The organism is Corallococcus sp. AB038B, assembly GCF_003668955.1.
In the GTDB taxonomy this organism is placed as follows: Bacteria; Myxococcota; Myxococcia; order Myxococcales; family Myxococcaceae; genus Corallococcus; species Corallococcus exiguus.
The window spans coordinates 2,353,814-2,374,522 of record NZ_RAWO01000001.1 but is presented as its reverse complement, the minus strand read 5'-3'; the positions used below and the strand labels follow the sequence as shown (position 1 = coordinate 2,374,522).

22 protein-coding genes are annotated in these 20,709 nt (G+C 69.7%); 7 read left to right on the top strand and 15 right to left on the bottom strand.

The annotated features are described in order from the left end of the window. Positions 1-5: 5 nt before the first annotated feature. The 7 genes from D7Y04_RS09905 to D7Y04_RS09875 all read right to left on the bottom strand — a co-directional run bounded on the left by D7Y04_RS09905 (position 6) and on the right by D7Y04_RS09875 (position 5,681). On the bottom strand, positions 6-812 hold the full coding sequence (locus D7Y04_RS09905; protein WP_121759053.1) for an N-acetylmuramoyl-L-alanine amidase: 807 nt from the start codon (positions 810-812) through the stop codon (positions 6-8). Between the two features lie 63 nt (positions 813-875). Further along, on the bottom strand, positions 876-1,940 hold the full coding sequence (gene selD, locus D7Y04_RS09900) for a selenide, water dikinase SelD (RefSeq protein ID WP_120595434.1): 1,065 nt from the start codon (positions 1,938-1,940) through the stop codon (positions 876-878). 8 nt (positions 1,941-1,948) lie between these two features. Next, positions 1,949-2,893 carry a DUF4388 domain-containing protein gene (locus D7Y04_RS09895; protein WP_120581232.1) on the bottom strand — a complete coding sequence of 315 codons (945 nt, stop codon included), beginning with the start codon at positions 2,891-2,893 and terminating at the stop codon, positions 1,949-1,951. A gap of 37 nt (positions 2,894-2,930) precedes the next feature. Then, complete coding sequence (locus D7Y04_RS09890; RefSeq protein WP_014394857.1) at positions 2,931-3,653, bottom strand: lipopolysaccharide assembly protein LapB; 723 nt, start codon at positions 3,651-3,653, stop codon at positions 2,931-2,933. Positions 3,654-3,690: 37 nt separating this feature from the next. Continuing rightward, positions 3,691-4,395, bottom strand: coding sequence for a hypothetical protein (locus tag D7Y04_RS09885; RefSeq protein ID WP_120595435.1), 705 nt, complete (start codon positions 4,393-4,395; stop codon positions 3,691-3,693). After that, positions 4,392-5,162: an outer membrane protein assembly factor BamD gene (locus tag D7Y04_RS09880; RefSeq protein WP_120595436.1), complete on the bottom strand. Its 771-nt coding sequence runs from the start codon at positions 5,160-5,162 to the stop codon at positions 4,392-4,394. The genes D7Y04_RS09885 and D7Y04_RS09880 overlap by 4 nt, the downstream gene beginning before the upstream one ends. 12 nt (positions 5,163-5,174) lie before the next feature. Next, positions 5,175-5,681 (bottom strand): regulatory protein RecX, encoded by a 507-nt coding sequence (locus D7Y04_RS09875; RefSeq protein WP_120595437.1) that lies wholly within the window; start codon positions 5,679-5,681, stop codon positions 5,175-5,177. Between the two features lie 35 nt (positions 5,682-5,716). On the opposite strand from D7Y04_RS09875, the gene D7Y04_RS09870 reads away from it, so the two are divergent. Next, positions 5,717-6,454: a hypothetical protein gene (locus D7Y04_RS09870; protein ID WP_120595438.1), complete on the top strand. Its 738-nt coding sequence runs from the start codon at positions 5,717-5,719 to the stop codon at positions 6,452-6,454. Positions 6,455-6,484: 30 nt separating this feature from the next. Here D7Y04_RS09870 and D7Y04_RS09865 read toward each other — a convergent pair whose 3' ends face one another. The 4 genes from D7Y04_RS09865 to D7Y04_RS09850 all read right to left on the bottom strand — a co-directional run bounded on the left by D7Y04_RS09865 (position 6,485) and on the right by D7Y04_RS09850 (position 11,138). Continuing rightward, a complete protein-coding gene (locus tag D7Y04_RS09865; RefSeq protein WP_120595448.1) occupies positions 6,485-7,903 on the bottom strand; it encodes a type IV pilus twitching motility protein PilT in 1,419 nt (472 codons plus the stop codon). Positions 7,904-8,046: 143 nt separating this feature from the next. Beyond that, a complete protein-coding gene (gene rpsI / locus D7Y04_RS09860) occupies positions 8,047-8,448 on the bottom strand; it encodes a 30S ribosomal protein S9 (protein WP_120549158.1) in 402 nt (133 codons plus the stop codon). 7 nt (positions 8,449-8,455) lie between these two features. Further along, positions 8,456-8,902: a 50S ribosomal protein L13 gene (gene rplM, locus D7Y04_RS09855; protein WP_120577030.1), complete on the bottom strand. Its 447-nt coding sequence runs from the start codon at positions 8,900-8,902 to the stop codon at positions 8,456-8,458. Between the two features lie 169 nt (positions 8,903-9,071). Continuing rightward, positions 9,072-11,138 carry an ATP-dependent helicase gene (locus D7Y04_RS09850; protein ID WP_120595439.1) on the bottom strand — a complete coding sequence of 689 codons (2,067 nt, stop codon included), beginning with the start codon at positions 11,136-11,138 and terminating at the stop codon, positions 9,072-9,074. 34 nt (positions 11,139-11,172) lie between these two features. On the opposite strand from D7Y04_RS09850, the gene D7Y04_RS09845 reads away from it, so the two are divergent. Both D7Y04_RS09845 and D7Y04_RS09840 read left to right on the top strand, forming a co-directional pair. After that, positions 11,173-11,733, top strand: coding sequence for a hypothetical protein (locus tag D7Y04_RS09845; RefSeq protein WP_233601339.1), 561 nt, complete (start codon positions 11,173-11,175; stop codon positions 11,731-11,733). Positions 11,734-11,761: 28 nt separating this feature from the next. Continuing rightward, entirely contained in the window at positions 11,762-12,259 is a 498-nt protein-coding gene (locus tag D7Y04_RS09840; RefSeq protein WP_120577036.1) for a caib/baif family protein, read from the top strand. A 31-nt stretch (positions 12,260-12,290) separates the two neighbouring features. Here D7Y04_RS09840 and D7Y04_RS09835 read toward each other — a convergent pair whose 3' ends face one another. Next, complete coding sequence (locus D7Y04_RS09835) at positions 12,291-13,469, bottom strand: class I SAM-dependent rRNA methyltransferase (RefSeq protein WP_121759052.1); 1,179 nt, start codon at positions 13,467-13,469, stop codon at positions 12,291-12,293. 8 nt (positions 13,470-13,477) lie between these two features. Next, positions 13,478-14,731: a metallopeptidase family protein gene (locus tag D7Y04_RS09830; protein WP_121759051.1), complete on the bottom strand. Its 1,254-nt coding sequence runs from the start codon at positions 14,729-14,731 to the stop codon at positions 13,478-13,480. 105 nt (positions 14,732-14,836) lie between these two features. Here D7Y04_RS09830 and D7Y04_RS09825 point away from each other — a divergent pair, with 105 nt between their 5' ends. Next, a complete protein-coding gene (locus D7Y04_RS09825; protein ID WP_121759050.1) occupies positions 14,837-15,418 on the top strand; it encodes a nucleoside triphosphate pyrophosphatase in 582 nt (193 codons plus the stop codon). Positions 15,419-15,438: 20 nt separating this feature from the next. Here the strand turns inward: D7Y04_RS09825 and D7Y04_RS09820 are convergent, their stop codons facing one another. Then, the gene (locus tag D7Y04_RS09820; RefSeq protein WP_120595442.1) at positions 15,439-16,401 is read right to left on the bottom strand and encodes a hypothetical protein; all 963 of its coding nucleotides are present in this window, start codon (positions 16,399-16,401) and stop codon (positions 15,439-15,441) included. Between the two features lie 366 nt (positions 16,402-16,767). On the opposite strand from D7Y04_RS09820, the gene D7Y04_RS09815 reads away from it, so the two are divergent. Continuing rightward, on the top strand, positions 16,768-17,016 hold the full coding sequence (locus D7Y04_RS09815) for a hypothetical protein (protein WP_120577024.1): 249 nt from the start codon (positions 16,768-16,770) through the stop codon (positions 17,014-17,016). Between the two features lie 348 nt (positions 17,017-17,364). On the opposite strand, the gene D7Y04_RS09810 is transcribed toward D7Y04_RS09815, so the two are convergent. Next, complete coding sequence (locus D7Y04_RS09810) at positions 17,365-18,840, bottom strand: PD40 domain-containing protein (RefSeq protein WP_121759049.1); 1,476 nt, start codon at positions 18,838-18,840, stop codon at positions 17,365-17,367. 138 nt (positions 18,841-18,978) lie between these two features. On the opposite strand from D7Y04_RS09810, the gene D7Y04_RS09805 reads away from it, so the two are divergent. Further along, entirely contained in the window at positions 18,979-19,776 is a 798-nt protein-coding gene (locus D7Y04_RS09805; protein WP_121759048.1) for a TatD family hydrolase, read from the top strand. 29 nt (positions 19,777-19,805) lie between these two features. Then, positions 19,806-20,705: a ThiF family adenylyltransferase gene (locus tag D7Y04_RS09800; protein WP_121759047.1), complete on the top strand. Its 900-nt coding sequence runs from the start codon at positions 19,806-19,808 to the stop codon at positions 20,703-20,705. Positions 20,706-20,709: the final 4 nt, after the last annotated feature.

Genomic DNA, 20,709 nt, shown 5'->3' with positions numbered 1-20,709 from the left:
CTTTATCAGGGCGCGGTGGATCCAGCCACCGGTTGCGAGGGCGAGGAGTCCCTCCGGCGCGTCTCCCGGAGGAAGGCCAACACCCCGTCCGCGATGGCCTCCGCCAGGGTCTCCTGATACGCGGCCTTCCCCAGCCGCGCGCCCTCCTGCGGGTGGGAGATGAAGCCCACTTCAATCAGCACCGCCGGCGCCTCCACGCCCGTGAGGACGAAGAAGGGCGCCTGCTGCACGCCCCGGTCCGCCGCGCCGCTCTTGGAAACGAGGCGCGGGTGGATGGCGTAGGCCAGCCGCGACGCATCCGAGTGCGCCTCCGTGCGAGCCAGGTCATCCAGGATGAAGGCCAGCGTGGAGTGTCCACGCGCCGCACGGGCCGTGGGTGCTTCCGCGTTCTCTCGGTCCGCCACCGCCCGCGCCGCCTCACCGGAGGCGTTGGCGGAGAGGAAGTACGTCTCGATGCCCTCGGTGCGCTCGCGCAGCCGCTTCGTGGGCATGGAGTTGGCGTGGATGGAGAGGAAGAGGTCCGGCCGCTGGATGTTGGAGAACTCCACCCGCTCCGACAGCGCCATCAGCGTGTCGCGGTCGCGCGTGAGGAACACCTCGCTGCCCGCGGCCTCCAGCTTGTCGCGCAGGCGCTGGGCAATCTGGAGCGCGACCTCCTTCTCCCAGATTTCGCCGGGCCCCTTCGCGCCCTCCTTCGCCCCGCCGTGTCCCGGGTCGATGACGATGCGCGCCCCGCGCTCCCCCGCCCCGGCGAGGACCGGAAGGAGGCACGCGAGCATGAGAAGACCGAAGGGGAAGCGGCGCGGCGACATTCGCCCAGGGATGTTAGCGGAGGCCCGGCCCGGAGGCGAAATCCCCTCCCGGGCGTGCGTGCTTCAGCCGATGACGTCGATGCCGGGGCGGCCCGCCTGCACTTCGCCGATGAGGGCCGCGTCCACGCCCGCCTTCTCCAGCGCCTGGATGGCCTTGAGCGCGTGGCGCGCGGGCACGCTGGCCAGGAGGCCGCCGTTGGTCTGCGCGTCCGCGAGCAGCCACTGGATGTGCTCCGGCAGCCCCTCAGGGAACGTCACCTGCTTCTTCACGTGGGCGAGGTTCGTCTTCGTGCCGCCTGGAATCACGCCGGCCTCCGCCAGCGCGGGCACCTCCGCGATGAGCGGGATGCGCTCCAGGTCCACCGCCGCGCGCGTCTTCGCGCCGTTCATCATCTCCAGCAGGTGGCCCAGCAGGCCGAAGCCCGTCACGTCCGTGAGCGCGTTCACCTTGAACGCACCCGACGCGAACACCTCACCGGCCGCCTTGTTGAGCGTGGCCATCTGCGCCGTCACGCGCTTCGTCAGCGCCTTGGACGCGAGCCCCCGCTTGATGGCGGTGGTGGCGATGCCCGTGCCCACGGGCTTGGTGAGCAGCAGCACGTCCCCCGGCTTCGCGCCCGCGTTGGTGAGCACCTTCTTCGGGTGCACCACGCCGGTGACGGCCATGCCGAACTTGGGCTCCGGGTCGCGGATGCTGTGGCCGCCGAGGATGGGGATGCCCGCCTCGTCCGCCTTGGACTGGCCGCCCGCGAGGATCTTCTGCAGCGTCTTGAGCGGCAGCTCGTCCGGGAAGCACACCAGGTTGAGCGCGAACAGCGGCTTCGCGCCCATGGCCCAGATGTCCGACAGCGCGTTGGCCGCGGCGATGGCGCCGAACTGGAACGGGTCGTCCACGAGCGGCGGGAAGAAGTCCACCGTCTCCACCACGGCCATGCCCGGCGCCACCTGGTACACGGCGGCGTCGTCATTCGTGTTGAAGCCCACCAAGGCCTGGGGATGAGACGTCTTCCCCTTCAGCCCGCCCAGGACCTTCGCCAGGTCCCCCGCCTTGAGCTTCGCCGCGCAGCCCGCGCAGTGGCTCATCTCCGTGAGGCGCTTCTTCAGCGCCACCGGCTTCTTGCCCGCCATGGTGTTCCCTACTCCGCGCGCACGTAGTCGCGCTTCATGAGCTGCACCACCGTTTCGGCGGTGAGCACGTCGTCGCCGTCCGAGTGGTCCAGCACGCCGCCCAGCGAGCCGTGGTTGTGCACCAGCTGCAGCACGTCCAGGTGCTCCGGCGTCAGTTCCTTCAAGGGCGCCGTCAGCGGCTGCGCGATTCGCAGCGCCGTGGCCATGGGCGGCAGGTTCGGCTGCAGCCGCTTGAACTCGTCCAGCTGCCGCAGGGCGTCCATCAGGAGCGCTTCGGTGGAGGAGTCCAGCTCCACCATGAACTCCTGCGAGTCCGCCGGGCGCAGCTCGAAGTCACCCTCTTCCCAGGTGACGATGCGGTTGAAGCTCTTCTGCGGGCCCAGGTTGTGGTTGTCGTCGATGACCGCGTAGTACACGCGGCCCTGGCGCAGGTAGATGCGACCCTCGTGGGCGTTGTTCACCACGAGCACGCCGTTCTTCTTGGACGTGTGGAAGAGCTGGAGCAGGTCCGGGAGGGGAATCTCTTCAATCTTCCCCGTCATGGAGCTGGCCTTGGTGGTCCGCGCGGCCTGTGCGGCGGCGGCCTCCTCCAGCTTCTGCTTCACGACGCTCTCGTCCACGGCGGCGCTCTCCGCGCCCTGGTGCACGAGCTTGAGGATGGAGGTCCCGATGAGGATGCGGTCCCCCTCCTTCAGCTTGGCCTGCTTGACCTTCTCGCCGTTGACGAAGGTGCCGTTGGTGGACCCCAGGTCCTCGATGGTGATGGCTCCGTCGGAGAACAGAATCTTCGCGTGCTTGCGCGAGACCATGTCCTCCACGAGCACCATGTCCAACTCGCTCGACCGTCCGACGACGATCTGCTTGTTGGCCTTCAGCGGGAACTCACCGCCCTGGTACTTCCCGGAGATGAACTTGAGGGCAAAGGACTTCGCCGTACCGCCAGGAGTGCTCACGGTGCCGCGACCTCGATGATGGAAGTTGCCATGGTGATCAACCCGTTACTTCCGCCTTGCCCGGGTCCTTCACCAGGTTGAGGTACATCTGCGCGCTCTTGTTGCCGGGGCTGCGCACGAGCACGTCTTCCCAGACCTTCACCGCCTCGTCACGGCGTCCCGCCGAGTACAGGGCGATTCCATAATTGATCCGTCCAGGAATGTACGACGGATTCTGCGCGATGACCTGTTCGTACTCCGCCAGGGCCGCCGCATTGTCGCCGGCGTCCCTCAGGGCATTGCCCAGCTTCAGGCGGATGTCCACGAACTCCGGGAAGTGGGCCAGCGCGCGGCGGTACTCTTCAATGGCCTTGGCCCACACGCCGCTGGAGGCGAACACGTCGCCAATGTCGGCGTACATGTTGGCCACCTTCTTCATGACGTACGGGTCCAGCTCGCCGGGGGCGCCCTTCTGGCGGGACAAGGCGGCCTGGTAGACCTCCTTCGCCTCCGCGTACTTCCCCATGTCGTTGTAGATGACCGCCAGGTTGAGCGCGGCCTCGGTGTACGCGGGGTTGAGCCGCAGCGCGGACTCAAAGGCCCGCTGCGCCCGGGCGAACTGGCCCTGGTCGTGGTAGATGATGCCGAGCATGTTGTAGACGTCGGCGAAGGTCGGATTCTGCTCGACCACCTTCGTCAAGAACTGCTCGGCCTGGGCGTACTGCTTCTTCTCGAAGGAGCCGCGCCCGAGGGTCAGTAGCTGCTTGAGGGCTTCGTCCATGACTCGGCCCGCGCGGGCCCCTGCCTCCTCGGGAAGCCTACATCAGCCCGGGCGAAAACAAGAATTGATCGCCCTCGCGCACGAGCAAAAGCGGTCGCTCACCCCGGGTGTCCACCGGCCGGGCCGGGAGATCGCCCTCCAACCGGTAGTGCTCCGTCACCGTCACCTCGTCCCGCTCCAGGCGCGCGTACCAAGCCTGGACTGTCAGCCGCCGCTTGCTCAAGGGGGCCACCTCCGCCCACGCCCGCCCCGCACCGCCGTCCCCTCCCGGGCCCGCCAGCTGTGACAGCGCCTCCGGCCGGCCTTGCGACAGGGCCTGCCGCCGCGCCTCCAGCGCCGCCACCACCGCCACCAGCCGCGGCGCCACCGAGGACGTGGGCTTCCACCGGCCGGACGCTCGGGTAAAGGCCACCGCCTCCACGCCGGCGGTGCTGACCGTGGTGGCGCCCAGCGCGCCCTCGAAGTCCAGCGTGGTGAAGGCCTCCGCGCGCTGGCCGTCCGGCGCCACGGAGACGGAGATGCGGGCGTACTGGAGCTTCCTCGAGACGAGCGGAGCCTGTGCACCGGGCACGGGCAGGGACACGCCGTCGTGCTCGGCCTGCTTCAGGGTGGTGATGATCTCCGCTTCCGGTCCGGCGGCCGCGCCCAGGAGGCGCGAGCCCAGGAACAGGAGGACACAGGCGGCGGCGAGCACGGCGATGCCGATGCCCCCCAGCCGGCCCCAGTCCTCCGAGCGCCTCACGAGCCCAGCATCTTCTGGGCACGCTGGGCGGCGGGCGTGCCCGGCAAGCGCTTGACGACTTCCCGCAGCGTGTTCTGCGCGCGCTCCGTGTCGTTGAGCTTCACGTACGCGTTGTGGAGGTCGAAGAGGGCCTCCTCTTCCAGCGGCGTGCCCGGGTAGTCCTTGAGCAACCCCTCCAGGCGCTGGGCCACGGCCTTCCAGCGCTCGCGCTTCGCGTAGAAGGACGCGACGTAGAGCTCGTGGCGCGCCAGGCGCTGGCGGGCGTCATTCCGGTGCACCGTGGCGTCCTTCACGTACTGCGAATCCGGGTACTGGCGCAGGAAGACGTTCATGGCCCGGAGCGCGTCGTACATGGGCTTCTGCTCCTTCTCGTAGGAAGGCGGCAGGGCGAAGAACTCCGAGGGGAACTCCTGCACGTAGGAGAGGGCCGCGCGGTAGGCGGCGTAGTCCACCTTGGGGTGCGTGGGGTGCAGCCGCATGAAGGAGTCGAACTTCTCGCGCGCCTCCGGGTACATCTCCCGGGCGAAGTCCAGGTCCGCCAGCTTCAGCTCCGCCTCGCGGGCAGCCTCCAGGTAGGGGAACTTGGCGCGGACGTGGTCGAAGTACTTCTCCGCCTTGAAGTAGTCGTTGTCCTCCATGGCGGCCTCGCCCAGCGCCAGGTTCTCCGCGGCCATGGTGGCGTAATCGGGCTCGCCCGCGGGCCCCGCGGAGAGGGCGGCACAGGCGGACAACATCAGGGCGGACAGGACGAGGACGACGGAGCGCATCACGCCTCCAAACTATTCGTCCTGCCCGGAGGGGTCCAGCGAAGGTTCTCCCACCAGCCGGGTCACGATGTCCGGCGCGAAACCCCGGCTGAGCAAAAGCCGCCCCGCCCTCGCCTGCTCCTTCGCGTCCAGCGGGCGGCCAGCCAGGCGTCGGCGCTCCAACACCTGCCGTGCGGCCTCCAGCGCGTCGAAGCCCACCGCGTCCTTCGCCTCCGACAGCGCCCGCCGCGCCTCCGTGCCCTCCAGCCCATGGGCCTGGAGCCGTTGAAGCACGGCCCGGGGGCCCAGCTTGCCCCTGCCCAGCAGGGCCTGGGCGCGTTCACGCGCGAACTTCGCGTCGTCCAGGTAGCCCCACTCCGCGAGGCGGGCGAGCACCGCTTCGCGCACGGATTCGGAGAAGCCCTTGCGCTCCAGTGCGAGCGACAGCTCATGCCGGCTGCGGCCGCGCGCCTTGAGCAGGCGCAGGCAGGCCTCGGTGGCGCGCTGGACAGCCTCGGGGCCTTCGGGCTCGTCAACCATCGCGGAGTCCCTACCATGTGGTAACAGGCCCCGCCATGCACCCCATCCTCGCCCGCTTCCTCACTGCAGACGCCGCCAGGGAAACGCTCCGCAAGGAGCAGGCGGGTGAACCGCTGACTCCGGAGGAGCAGCACTTCGTGACCGCCGCGAACGCCAACCCCAGGCAGAAGGCCATGCTGCAGGGCGTGAGCGGACGAGCGCTGTCCTCCGACGCCCAGGCCGCGCTGGTGCTGCTGGCCGCGCACGCCGCCGCCCGCGCGCTCACGCAGGACGAGTCCCTGTCCGCCGCGACGCAGAAGGCGCGCGAGGCGCTGAAGGAGGAGGGCGCGAGCGACGAGGAGTCGGACTCCTTCCTCGCGTCCATCCTGCTGGAGGAGGCCTTCGGCTACGAGCAGGAGGTGGACAACTTCGACGCGGACTACGTGAAGGAGTCCCTGGGCGAGGTGCCCGCCCTGGCCGCGCTGTCCAAGGAGTCCGTGGACGCGCTGTTCCTCGCGTTCGCCAAGGCCGCGCCCAACGACGCGGACCGCAAGGCGCGCGAGCACATGGCGCGGGCGCTGTTCGACATCGCCTGGTCGGAAGGCCCCACGTCCATCAACCCGGAGCACCTGGAGACGCTGCTCGACAACGAGGTCCTCCAGGAGTCCGACGAGGCGCAGGACGCGCGCGTGCGCGCCACCGTGTCGCTGCTCCAGACGCTGGCGCACCAGGGACTCATCGGCCCCATGCGCCTCTCCCGCCTGCGCGCGCAGTTGGGGGATGACGACGCCTGAGCGGCGCCCTCCCCCTTCGCACCGGGCTTCCTAGAAGCGTTCGATCTGGAAGTCGTCGTCGCCGCCAGCCGCCGGAGCGGGCGCGGCCACCGGAGCAGGCGTGGGCGGACGGGCCGCCACCTGCGGAGGCAGCGGCCGGCCCTGGACGACGCCGGGCGGCGGAGTGGCGGGACGCGGCGCCGCGACGCCGGGCGGAGGCGTCATGGGCCGGGCGGCCATGGGCGCTCCGGGGCGCGGGGCCTGGGGAACCGGCGCGGGCGTGGGCGCCGCGGGGGCAGCCTGTGCGGGCGCGCCCTTCTGCGCGAAGGACGCCGAGCCCGGGATGGGACGCTCATCGCCGGCCTTGGCGTCGAAGTTGTCCCACTTCGAGTCGGACGTGCCGCTGATGCCGGAGAAGCGCAGCGCGAAGTCGTCCGGGTTGCTGGCCTGACGGTGGGCCTCTTCGTAGGTGACCAGGCCGTTGCGCACCAGGCTCATCAGCGACTGGTCGAACGTCTGCATCCCGTAGGAGTCCGTGCCCTGCGAGATGGCGTCGTGGATCTCCTTCGTGCGGTCCTTGTCCTCGATCATCTCGCGCACGCGCGCGGTGACGCGCAGCACCTCCACCGCCGCCACGCGGCCCTTGCCATCCGCGCGCGGAACGAGGCGCTGGCTGACCACGCCGCGCAGCACGCTGGAGAGCTGCAGGCGCACCTGCTTCTGCTGGTGCGGGGGGAACGCGGACACGATGCGGTTGATGGTCTCCGTGGCGTCCAGAGTGTGCAGCGTGGACATCACCAGGTGGCCCGTCTCCGCGGCGTGGAGCGCCGTTTCGATGGTCTCGTGGTCGCGCATTTCGCCCACCAGGATGACGTCCGGGTCCTGGCGCAGCGCTGACTTCAGGGCCTGCGAGAAGCTCATCGTGTCCACACCCACTTCGCGCTGGTTCACGATGGAGCGCTTGTCGCGGATGAGGAACTCGATGGGGTCCTCGATGGTCATGATGTGGTTGGTTTCGTTGGAGTTGATGTAGTCGATCATCGCCGCCAACGTGGTGGACTTGCCGGAGCCCGTGGTGCCCGTCACCAGCACCAGGCCGCGCTCCTCGCCGCACACCTTCTCCAACACCGGGGGCAACAGCAGGTCCTTCATCGTCATCACCTTGAAGGGGATGACGCGGAGCACGGCGCCCACCGTGCCGCGCTGCTGGAAGACGTTCACGCGGAAGCGGCCCAGGCCCGGCACTCCGTAGGCCAGGTCCACTTCGTTGCTGACCTTGAACTTCTCCTTCTGGAACTCGTTCATGATGCCGAACGCCATGCGCGCCACCTCCTCCGGAGGCAGGCGGCGGCCGTCCTTGAGCGGCACCAGCGAACCATCCACGCGGAACATGGGCGGCAGCCCCGCCTTCAGGTGGATGTCGGAGGCTCCGCCGCGCAGGGCGATCTGCAGGATTTCGTTGAGTTCCATGAGGGTGCCGGGATGGTAGCAGAACGCCCGCGCGCGTCGCGACGGGGCGACGCCCACCCGCTTGCCCGCAAAGCACGACGGCGGAGGCTTCCCGAAGGAAACCCCCGCCGACGAACGGCCGGACAGCTGGCCGACAAGCGCGATTAGCGCTTGGAGAACTGGAACCGACGACGGGCGCCGGGCTGGCCGTACTTCTTGCGCTCGACCGCGCGAGCATCGCGGGTGAGGAAGCCGGCCTTCTTCAGCGCCGGACGGAACTCCGGGTTGAAGGCGCACAGCGCGCGCGCGATGCCGTGACGGATGGCACCGGCCTGACCAGAGAGGCCGCCGCCGCGCACGTTGACCGTGACGTCGAGCTTGCCCTTCTGCTCCAGGATCTCCAGCGGCTGGTTGAGCACCATCTTCGACGTCTCACGGCCGAAGTACTCGTTGATGTCGCGGCCGTTGATGACGACAGCGCCGTTGCCAGGACGCAGCCAGACGCGAGCGGTGGCCTCCTTGCGGCGGCCCGTGGCGTAGAAACCGAGTTCAGGATTGATCGCCATGGTTGTCTTACGCCTCGACCTTGAACGCCACCGGCTTCTGCGCGGTGTGCGGATGAGTGTCACCAGCATACACCTTGAGCTTCGTCATCATCTGACGGCCCAGGGCATTGCGGGGCAGCATGCGGCGCACGGCGTTGAGGATGATGTCCTCAGGGTGACGCTGGCGCAGCTTCTGGAGGTTGGTGATCTTCAGGGCACCCGGGAAACCGGCGTACGGGTGACGGTAGTACTGCTTGTCCGTCTCCTTCGTGCCCGTCACCTTCACCTTGTCGGCGTTGATGACGATGACGTGGTCACCCGTGTCGATGGACGGGGTGTACGTCGGCTTGTGCTTGCCCTTCAGGAGGGTGGCGATCTGACTGGCGGCGCGACCAAGCACCTTGTCGGACACGTCAATGACGTGCCACTGGCGCTTGATGTCCCCAGCCTTGGCGCTGTAGGTCTTCTGCGACATTTCGTGCACTCCAGACTTCGGCGCGGCGCCCAGGTGCATGCCAGGGGCCGCGTGCTCGTGCGTAACCAACCGCGGGTCCTCCGTCCAAAACTCCGACAGAAGCCCGGAAAGGCTGACCCTCCTAGTAGGACGGCGGGATCAAGTCAAGGTTGGGCGTACGGGGGACCCCTCAGGGCGCCCGGCCAGGAGTGCCCGGGCCCGCCCCCCCGGCGGCGGGCTTCTTGAAGCGCTCCTTCAGGTTGGCGAAGAAGTTCTTCTCCTTCTCGTCCGGCGGTCCCTGACGCGGCGCGTCCATGTCCACGATCTCGAAGGCGTCTGGGGGCAGGTCCTCCAGGAAGCGCGAGGGCGTGCGAGGCACTTCCTTGCCGCGCTTCACGCGCACGGTGGAGCGGGTGAGGTAGAGCAGCTCCTTGGCGCGGGTGATGCCCACGTAGCAGAGGCGGCGCTCCTCCTCGAGGTTCTGCGCCTCGCCCTGCATGCCGCCGTGGGGCATCAGGTCCTCCTCCATGCCGATGAAGAAGACGAGCCGGTACTCCAGGCCCTTGGAGGCATGCAGGGACATCAGCGTCACGCGCTTGTTCTGCCCCGGGACGTCCTCCTCTTCCTGGCGCGTGTCCAGGCTGAGGCGGTTCAGGTACGTAAGGAGGCTGGCCTTGGGGCCCTCGCGCTTCTCGAACTTCTCCAGGGATGCGAGCACCCCGTCCACGCCCTTGAGCTTCTTGTCCGCGGCGGTGCCGGAGACGGCCTTGGCGCGGGTGGCCTCGCGGAAGCCAATCTCCTCCAGCAGCTTGTGCGTGGCCTCCGACAGGCGGGGCGTCTGGGTGAAGGCGTCGCGGTAGCGCTCCACCATCTCCACGAACTCCAGCACCTTGCCGCCCGCTCCCGCGGGCAGGTCGTCATAGGTCTCCGCGCGGCGCATCACCGTCCAGAGCGTCACGCCCTCCGCGCGCGAGTGCGCGTGCAGCCGCTCCATGGTGACATCGCCAATCCCGCGCGAGGGCACGTTGACGATGCGCATGAGGGAGATTTCGTCCAGCTTGTTCGCCAGGACCTTGAAGTACGCGATGACGTCCTTCACCTCGCTGCGGTCGAAGAACTCGCTGCCGCCCACCACTTCGTAGGCGATGCTCTTCTCGCGCAGCATCTCCTCCACCGGGTGTGCCTGGCCGTTGGTGCGGTAGAGCACCGCGATGTCGTCCGCGGGGACGCCCAGCGAGATGTGCTTCTGGATTTCGTGCGCGATGAAGCGGGCCTCCTCTTCATCATTGGGGCACGCCACCACCTTCACCAGCGGACCGCCCTTGCGGTCGGTCCACATGCGCTTGTCCTTGCGCTCCGGGTTCTTGGCGATGACGGCGTTGGCCGCGTCCAGCACGCGCTGGGAGGAGCGGTAGTTCTGCTCCAGCCGCACCTCCTTGCCGCCCGGGAAGTGCCGCTCGAAGTCCAGGATGTTGCGCACCTCCGCGCCGCGCCAGGAGTAGATGCACTGGTCGTCATCCCCCACCGCGCACACGTTCCTCGCCTCGCCCGCGAGCAGCTTGAGCAGGTCCAACTGGGCGTGGTTCGTGTCCTGGAACTCGTCCACCAGGAGGTACTGGAAGCGGGCCGTGTACTTGCGGTGCAGGTCCGGGTGCTCGCGCAAGAGGCGCGCGGGCAGCACCAGCAGGTCGTCGAAGTCCACCGAGCCCTGCGCCTTGAGCGCGAGCTGGTAGTCCGCGAAGACCATGGAGGTGATGAGGTCGTAGTCGTCCCCCATCCCCTCCGGCTTGGGCTGGGGCGCCTCGCCGGAGTTCTTCGCCTTGGAGATGAGGGTGAGGACCTTGCGCGCGTCGAAGGCGCGGTCGTCGATGCGCTTGTCGCGCATGGCGCGGCGGATGATGGAGAGCTGGTCGCCCATGTCCGCGATGGCGAACTTCTTCGGCCAGCCCAGCCGGTGGATGTCCTCGCGCAGCACCTCCGCGCCGAACGCGTGGAAGGTGCACACCAGCACGCCCTGGGCGCGCGGCCCGGCCATGTGGATGAGCCGCTCCTTCATCTCCGTGGCGGCCTTGTTGGTGAAGGTCACCGCGAGGATGTTGCGGGCCATGATGTGGTTCGGCCGCTCGTTGAGCAGGTGGACGATGCGGTGGGTGATGACCCGCGTCTTTCCACTGCCCGCGCCCGCCAGCACGAGCAGGGGGCCCTGGAGCGTCACCACGGCCTCGCGCTGAGGAGGATTGAGCTTCGAAAGGTCCATTGCGCGCGGGCCAGGGATACCCTTTGATTCGTTCGTGCGCGACTATTTCCTACGGCTGGCCATCGCATCGCTCGCGCTCGGCGTGGGCGGCGGATGCCGTGACGACGAACGCACGACATCTCCCACCCCGCGCGACGTGGTGACGACCGCCGCACCGTGCGTGTACTTCAAGGATTTGGCGCCGTTCCTGCCGGAGTCGCTGGAAGGCTTCACGGTGGGTTCCACCGCGGGCTCCACGGGGAAGTACGGCGAGGTGTCCGTGTCGGAGGCGGAGCGCACCTACACCCGGGGCGAAGGCCGCGAGGTGAAGGTGCGCATCGTGGACACCACCATGGGGTTGAAGCTGGGAGAGGCCATCCGCGAGGCGGCGCAGAAGGCGAAGGGCCGCGCGGCGAGCGACCCGACGGCGCCCATCCAGTGGAAGGAGGCCGTGGGCTTCGTGCGCTATGACGCGGACGAGGCCGTCGCGGAGGCGAACCTCCTGGTAGGCGAGCGGTTCGTGGTGGCCGTCACCAGCCGCGGCTTCCCCAGCACCGTGGAGGTGCGGCGGGTGGCGCGAGGCATCGACCTGGCCGGGCTGGCCCGGCTGCAGTGACTCAAGAGTCCAAGGAGCGTTTGTGGCGGTGAAGGACAAGGGGTCGCGGACCCAGACGGCCCAGGAGCTGCTGGAGCAGGAGAAGGCGGCGCGCCTGGGCGTGTCGTCCCTGGGCAAGCGCGAGTTCATGGACCAGTTCCAGAAGCTGTCCAAGAGCTACGCGGTGGACCCGGGCAACCCCGGCTCCTACGCGTGCGAGGGCTGCCAGCGCTGCGCCAACTGCATGTTCTGCAAGGACTGCGACAGCTGCCACCAGTGCACGCACTGCACGCGGTGCGAGCTGTGCACCAACTGCTCGCACTGCGTGGAGTGCAAGAACTGCCACGCGTGCGCCTACTGCGTGCAGAGCGAGAACTGCTCCAGCAGCGCGTACGTGGTGCTGAGCAAGAACCTGCAGGACTGCAACTACTGCTTCGGCTGCGTGGGGCTGTCCAAGAAGGACTTCCACATCCTCAACGTGGGCTTCAGCCGCACCGAGTACTTCAAGGTCGTGGGCCGGCTGCGCAAGGAGCTGGGCATCCCGTAGCAGTCCAGCCCCCTGCCCCGCCGCGCCCTGGCTACAGGGCGCGCACGTAGAGGGCCTTGAGGTACTCCGTCTCCGTGAGGCCCGCGAGCACCGGGTGGTCCAGGCCGGCGCCCCGCCGCTCCAGGATCTGCACCGGGCGCTTCGCGTCCGCGGCGGCGTCCAGCACCATGGACTCGAAGCCCTGGCGGTCCAGCTTCCCCGAACACGAGCACGTCACCAGCAGGCCGTCCGGCTTGAGGCAGCGCAGGGCGCGCAGGTTGAGCTCGTGGTAGGCGCGCAGCGCGGTGGCCAGGCCCTCGCGGCGCTTGGCCAGTCCGGGAGGGTCCAGGACGATGGTGTCGAAGCGGCGGCCCTCCTGGTCGAAGCGGCGCAGCACGTCGAACGCGTTGCCGTTCTCCACCTTCACGTTGGCGCGGCCGTTGGCCTCCGCGTTCGTCTGGATGCGAGCGGAGGCCTTCGCGTCCTGCTCCACCGCGAGCACCGACGTGCAGTGCTTCGCGAGCGCGAGCGCGAAGCCGCCGTGGTAGCTGAAGCAGTCCAGCGCTTCGCCACGGCCCAGCTCGCCCGCTCGCAGGTGGTTGTCCACCTGGTCCAGGAACGCGCCCGTCTTCATGTCGCCCAGCAGGTCCACTTCGAAGCGGTTGTCGCCCTCGTGGTAGGTGAAGCGCGCGGCGCCCTCGCCGTGCAGCAGGCGCACCTCGCGGGGCAGGCTCTCGAAGTCGCGGCCTGAGGCGTCATCGCGGCACACGACGTGGCTTGCGCCCGTCCTCTCCACCAGCGCTCGCGCGAGCATCTCCTTGCGCGCGTCCATGCCCTCCGACAGGGTCTGCACCGTGAGGCCCTGGCCGTAGCGGTCCACGAAGAAGCCGGGGAGCAGGTCCGCCTCTCCGTGCACCAGGCGCAGGCCGTCCCGCCCCGGCAGCACGGCGCGGCGGGCGAGCGCGGCCTCCAGGCGGCGGATGAAGAAGGCGTCATCCACCTTCTCTTCATTCGGCCCCTTGCGCGTGAGCAGCCGCAGGGCGAGCGGGGAGCGGCGGGCGTAGAGCGCCTGGCCGATGGGGTTTCCCTGCGGATCCACCACGGCCACCACCGCTCCCGGGGCGTCGGTGGCGGGGGCGTCGGTGAGCTCCGTGCGGTACACCCAGGGGGTGCCGCGACGCAGTGTCTTGGCGCCCTTGAGGCTGACCCGGGCAGTGGGAAGAGAAGGCATGTCGGGGCTCACTCCAGGCCGCGTGCGGCCAGTTCCTCGTCGTCTTCCCCGCGCAGATGCCCGATTTCATGCAGCAGTGTCACGCGAATCTGTTCGCGCAGCTCTTCGGGGGTGCGTACCGCGCGGGCCAGGTTGCGCCGGTAGAGGGCCACCGAGCGGCAGGGCGTCTCCGAGCCGTCGCACGGTTCCTGGAGGGAGGGCCCCCGGAACAGGCCCAGGATGGTGGGCGACAGGGGCGGCTGGTTGGCGAGCAGGTCGTCCTCGGAGGGAATCTCCTCCGTGGCCACCGGCACGCCCTCCAGGTCCTGGCGCATGTCCGCGGGCAGGTCCGCCAGCGCGCGCTTCACCTGGGCCTTGAACTCGTCCGCCGACGGCAGGGGCGGCGGGGGGAAGTCCTCGGGCTCCAGCGCTCGGGCCTTCTGGAAGTGGTCATCCGCCTTGGCCCACTGGCCCTCGCGCTCCAGGAGCAGGCCCAGGTGCTGGTGTGCGTGCGCCGCGCGGTCCTTGTCCTTCAGGAGCGACGCGAAGGCCGCCTTCGCCTCGCGGAAGCGGCACAGCTCGAAGAGGGCCAGGGCCTTCTCGTACTTCGCCTCGGCGTTGCCCGGCTCGCGGGCGAGCACGATGGCGGCGCGGTCCAGCGCCTGTTCCGCCTGCCCCAGGTCGTTGAAGGCCATGGCGGCCACCAGCGCCAGCGACGGCACGAGCTCCGGGGGCGTGGAGGGCTGGGACAGGCCCCGCTCGGCGTAGAGGGCGCCCAGTTCGTCCCGCTCGCGAGTGGAGGGCAACTGCACCGCGTACAGGTGCGCGGCGCCCAGGAGCGCATCCGAGTCCCCCGGGTCGATGGCCAGCGCGCGGGCGTAGGCGAGCTGCGCCTCCGGCTCGCGGTTGAGCGCGGCCAGCGCGGCGCCCCGTTCCGCGTGGGCGGCGGCGAGGTCCGGCTCCTGCGCGGCGGCCTGCGCGGCGCAGGACAGCGCTTCCTCGTAGTGGCCGGAGTCGTAGTAGTCGCGGGCCGCGTCCAGGGGCGCACCGCCTCGCGCGTCGCACACCGCCAGCGGGTGCACCTCCGCCACCGCGTCGTCCGGGCGCTTCACGGAGGCGAGGGGGCCCGCGTCCACGGCGGACTCGGCGAGCGCGCCCGCGTCAGCCTCCACGGCGGTGGGGACCGTGCCCGCATCCGTGCCCGCGTCGGCGTTCGCCGGAGGGGGCCGTTTGCAGGAGACGAGCAGGAGGAGACAGACAGCGAGCAGACCGCGCCGCGACATGGGCGGGGAGGCTATGGCATCCGCCCCATGCACAGGAAGCGGGGACGTGCCTGCCCGCCTGAGGGGTCCCATCCCCTCCCCGGCTGCATTACCCTCCGGCCTCCCATGAGAGAACTCATCCTGGCATCCACCTCCAGCGCGCGACGGGTCCTGATGGACGGGCTGGGCGTGCCCTACCGCACCGAAGCCCCCAACGTGGACGAGCAAGTCCCCGACGACCTGCCCGCTGACGAAGCCGTGCGGATGCTCGCCGTGCGCAAGGCCCGCGCGGTGCAGGAGCGCCACCCGGAGTCCTGGGTGCTGGCGGCGGATCAGCTGGTGGAGGTGGGCCGCGACGTGCTGGGCAAGCCCCAGGACCGGGACGCGGCGCGCGCGCAGCTCACGCGCCTGCTGGGGAACACCCATGTCATCCACACCGCCGTGTGCCTGCTCGGGCCGGGCGACCATCACTCGGAGACGCTGGAGGACGCGCGCCTGACGTTCTTCCCCGTCCCGCCGGAGGAACTGGAGCGCTACCTGGACACCGGCGAGTGGGAGGGCTGCGCGGGCAGCTACCGCGTGGAGGGCCGGGGGCAGGCGCTGCTCCAGAAGCTGGAGGGCGACCGCACCAACGTGCAGGGGCTGCCCATGCTGTCGGTGGTGCGGCTCTTGCGGCAGGCGGGCTTCGACCTCTTCGCCCGCCCCTGAACCCTGGCGAAGTCCGGCGCTCAGTGCGCGCCGGACAGCTCCGCGAGAATCTCCTGGTACGCGGCGCGGGCCTTGTCGGACTGGTCCGCCTTGAAGCTCGCCGCGGCCACCACCGGGTGGCCGCCACCGCCGTAGCGGCCGGCGATGGCCGCCAGGTCGTGCTTGCGCGTCTCCGGCTTCCACGGGTTGGAGCCCAGCGAGACCTTGGCGCGCGACGCGCCCTTCCCCACCCACAGCGTGTAGCGCGCGTCCGGGTAGAGCGCGTACGCGATGAACTTGTTGAGGCTGTCCACGCCCTCGTCCACCAGGTCGAAGGACACGACGCCGTTCTCGTACCGGGCCTTCTCACGCACGAGGTCGATGTTGCGCTGGTGCCGGAAGAGCAGCGGCTCCAGCGGGGCGGCGATGAGCGGCGACCGGGCGATGTCCGCCAGCGAGTCGGTCTGCATGCGCCGGATGACCTCCGGGATGAGCGTGTCGTCCTTCGTCGCCTCCAGCACCGTCATGATGCGCAGCGCGGGCTCCTCCAGCGCCACCGCCATCTGGGGGCTGGGGAACTGCGCGCCGTCGATGATCTCCGCCCAGTGCAGCAGGTCCTTCAGCGGGGACGCGTCCCAGCCGAAGCGCTCGCGCGCCACGTCCGCCAGGTACAGCGTGCAGCTCTTGCGATGCGGGTCGTGGAACTTCCGGCCGCTGGTGTCGCGCTGGAAGTGAGGCTCGTCGCCGGGCTGCTGGAAGGCGGAGGCGTGGTGGTCGAACCACCAGGTGAGCCGCGCGTCCTGGCTGTAGCGGAAGTCGACGATGACGTTCTCGTCGCCCGTGAAGACGGCCGGGTCGATGCCCTCCGCCCCCGGCTTGTGGGCGAGGCCCCGGTAGCTGAATGTCGCGTCGGCGCGCACGCGCTCCCGGTAGAAGCGGGTGAAGACCGCGGCGCTGGCCGCGCCGTCAAAACAGTTGTCGTGGAAGAGGACCTGGACTCGCATGGGCGCCCGCCCTCTACCGCGAATCCCCGCCGCGTCCCAACCGCACCGCGGTCGCCTGCCCGCAGGGGCTGTGGCCAGGGGGTGACACCCGACCCAGCCCTGTCGTCGCACGGCCTCGGGCCGGTGCGCTCCATTGAACGATGCGTGGAAATCACCGCGCTGGATGAACGAAAAACTCGACAGAACGAGGAACGACCCAGAAGGGCTGAAAAAAGGAAGGCCCGTCCGCCCCTCGGAAACCCGCTACCCGCGAGGAAAACCCCTGGATTCAGGGACCTGACGGGGAGGCTGAGCCCTGGCACCTCGCCTGCATGGTGTCAGACCGACGAGGTACTCACCCGCGTATCGGCAGTAGCGGGAGGAACCATGGCGAAGCGGACCGCAGGCAAGACGAAGGGTGGCACGGTGCGGCGGCAGGGGCGGCGGGTGATGCCCGCGCTGCGTCGCACGGCGAAGCGCGCGCGGGTGGCGGCCCAGAAGGCCCAGCTCACCCTCGGCGAGGTCATCGCGGCGGCGTTCGACACCGCGGGCGGAGAGATGAGCGGCGTGCTGGAGCTCGTCACCTCCCCGCAGATGACCCGTGCGCTGGGCCGCCGCATCGTCGTCGAAGGCTGAAACGCCCGCGTCCCGGCCCCACGAAGCCCAGGCCGTGCTCCGCTGAAACGGAGCGCGCGGGCGCGGAGCTGTCGCGACACGGCTGTCAGCCTTTCTCCACCAGGTGCCGCGTTTCGCGTGAGCGCGGGTGGAGTCCTTCTCCCCTTCTTTTCGTCCCGGAACCTGGATCCGTTGGACGGGGTAATGGAGCCGCTCGGGGTTCATCCGGACCCTGGACTGCCCGCGTTCGTCACTTCGCGCCAGGTGTGCTGCGCGCTTCGCACCTGAAACACGAAGGCCCGTGCTCCCTCGTAAAACCGGGAACACGGGCCGGAAAACCCCGGAGCGCGGGGCTCTGGGTGCCTGGGACTAGCGGGGCTGCCAGCGCGGGCGGTAGTCGTCACCCTCGTTGGTCAGCACCGTGTACGTGTCCTTCGGGTGCTGGATGAGGGTGCCGGTGGGCTGGCCGGTGGCCGGGGCGATGGGCTGCACGTAGAGCGCTCCGCCGAAGACGTAGGCCACGAGCTGGCCGTCCGGGGAGAACGACGGCAGCGTGGCGTTGTCGGCGAGCTTCACCGGGGCGCCGTCCGCCGCGCCCGTGGTGGTGTTCACGCGCTGCAGGAAGATGACGTTGCCCGGCGTGGTCCCGCACAGCGTCGCGCCGGTGTTGCCGCACAGCGTGGCCGCGCCACTGATGTTCTGGTAGTAGGCGCGCACGTACGCCACCCAGCTGCCATCCGGCGACCAGTTCGGGTTCGCGATGTACGAGTCCACGGTGCCGCCCGTCGCGTTCTCGGAGGTCCTGTCGGCGAGCAGCGCCGGGGTACCGCCTCCCGTCACCGGCAGCGAGTACAGCCGCAGCACCGGGGTGGTGTCCGTGCCGAAGGTCACGGTGAGGTTGTCCGGGTTGGCCAGGAAGAGCAGCTGCGAGGTGGTGCGGTTGTAGTGCGGCTGCTCGCCCGAGGTAGGCGAACCCGCCAGCGGAGCCGGCACGCCGCCGCCCGTGGAGACGTAGATGCCGTTGCCCGCGGCGCTGTAGGCGTAGTCCGTGCCGTTGGGCGCCAGGTCCGGGAAGGTGCCGTTGACGGTGGCCTGCGTGGGCGAGCCGCCCGTCGCCGCGATGGTGGAGATGCCCGTGCTGCCGCGCACCCAGGTGATGAGGTTGCCCGGCTCCCACTCCATGTAGCGGATGCGCGTGCTGCTGGAGGCCGTGCCCGTGGTCAGCACGGTGGGCGCGGCGGCCGTGAGCGGCACCGGGCGCACCGCGAGCTCACCCGCTGCGGCGGTGACGTCGCCCTGCACGAAGGCCACCTGTGCGCCGTCCGGGCCGAAGCGCGGGTAGGCGCTGGCGACACCGTCGGCGCTGAGCGACGTCATTCCCGGCACGTCGTATTCCGTCACCAGCGCGCGCGTGCCGCCGTCGTTGCCCGTCACGGCGATGAGGAGCGACTGGCAGGTGGCGGCCTCGCAGCGCAGGCCGGCCATGCACTCCGCGGACGCGGTGCACGCGCCGCCCTTGGCCACGTTCATCCCCGCGTCGGTGCCGGCGTCGACTTCCGTCCCGGCGTCGACCTCAGTGCCCGCGTCGACTTCCGTGCCGGCATCGACCCCCGTGCCCGCGTCGACCTCCGTGCCCGCATCAACCTCCGTGCCCGCGTCCTCTTCCGGCGGGAGCACGAGGTTCTGCAGCTCGCACTTGTTGTCCGCGTTGCAGACCCACTCCTGGCCCAACGGAGGGGCGCCATTGTCACGGCAGTCGAACTGATCGACGCACTCGTCGCCACAGCCCGTCCCCAACACCGTCAGCGCACCGAACAACGCCCCCAACACCACTCGCTTGATCATTTCCACGCCTCCCAGGTCGCGATGCACCAAAGTCAGGGGGCGCGTCTTAGCTTCGCGTTCACGGGTGCCGGCAGGCCTTGAAGGGCATGGCATCCGAGGCTGTCAGTGATTGAACTGGATTGAGAAGAAGGGTGCTCAATGATCGACACGCACTGCCATCTGGACGCCTCGCGCTTCGACCCGGACCGCGACAGCGTTGTCGCGCGCGCCTGGGCCGCGGGCCTGCACGGCATCCTCATTCCGGCGGTGGGCCCGGACACGTGGGAGCCCTTGCTCGCGCTGCCGCGAAAGGACGCGCGCATCCAGGTGGGGCTGGGCATCCATCCCCAGTTCCTGCCGGACCTGCCAGCGGAGGATGACGGCGCGCACCTGGAGCGGTTGGACGCGCTGCTGTCGCAAGGCGGCGCGGTGGCGGTGGGCGAGTGCGGCCTGGATGGCCCGTCCCTCCCCGGCGCCCCGCTGGAGCGGCAGCTGGCGGTGCTGCGCGGACACCTGGCCCTGGCGCGCAAGTACGGGCTGCCGGTGCTGATGCACTGCCACCGGCTGCACCCGGCGATGATGGAGTTCCTGAAGGCGGAAGCCTGGCCGGAGGCCGGCATCCTGATGCACAGCTACAGCGGCGGCGCGGAGCTGGCGCGCTTCTACATCCAGAAGGGCTGTCACTTCTCCTTCGCGGGCCCGGTGACGTGGGCGGAGGCGCGCAAGCCGCTGGACGCCCTGCGCGTGATTCCGGCGGACCGGCTGGTGGCGGAGACGGACTCGCCGGACCAGGCGCCCACGCCCTTCCGGGGGCAGCGCTCCGAACCCGGCTACCTGCCCCACATCCTCGCGGGCATGGCGCACGTGCTGGGGGAGCCGGTGGAGGCGCTCGCCCAGCGGACGACCGAGAATGCCCGGCGCCTGTTCCGGGAAGCTTTCCCCTCCCCTTCGCGGTAGGCGAGCGTCGCGTGATAGAGGAGCCCTTCATGAACCCGCAGCCCGCCCCCGCCCCCACCGCCGAGACCGAGGCTCCCCCCGCCTCCCCGGTCGCTTCGAACGCCGTCGCGCCGGAAGCGTCGCTGGCGAAGCCCTTCAAGCTGTCGCGCCGCTTCGACCGCACGGCACGCCTGCTGGGCGACAACGCCATGGAGCGGCTGGCCAACGCGCACGTGGTGGTGTTCGGCCTGGGCGGCGTGGGCAGCTTCACCGCGGAGGGCCTGGTGCGCAGCGGCGTGGGCCGCCTCACGCTGGTGGACCATGACGACGTGTGCGTCACCAACACCAACCGCCAGCTGCACGCGACGGTGAAGTCGGTGGGCAAGTCGAAGGCGGAGCTGATGGCCCAGCGCTGCCAGGAGATCAACCCGCAGGCGAAGGTGGAGGCCCTGCGCGAGTTCTACCGCGAGGAGCTGGCGGAGACGCTGCTGCCCGCGGGCAAGTACGACTTCGTGGTGGACGCCATCGACAACGTGAAGGCGAAGCTGCACCTGCTGCACCGGTGCGTGACGCTGGGCCTGCCGGTGGTCAGCTCCATGGGCGCGGCGGGACGCCTGGACCCCACGGCCATCCGCGTGGAGGACCTGAGCGAGACGCACATGGACCCGTTCGCCAAGGACATCCGCAAGCTGCTCAAGCGCAAGTACGGCGTGGAGACGGAGCGCCACACGGGCATCACCGCCGTGTACTCCATCGAGACGCGCCGGCAGCCGGTGCCGCTCAACTACGACGACGCGACCGACGGCTTCCTGTGCGTCTGCCCGCAGGACAACGAATTCCACACCTGCGACCACCGCACGCAGATTGACGGCAGCGTGGCGTTCGTCACCTCCGCCTTCGGCATGAACGCCGCGGGTGTGGTGGTGCGCCGGCTCGCTTCCACGCGGTAGCGCG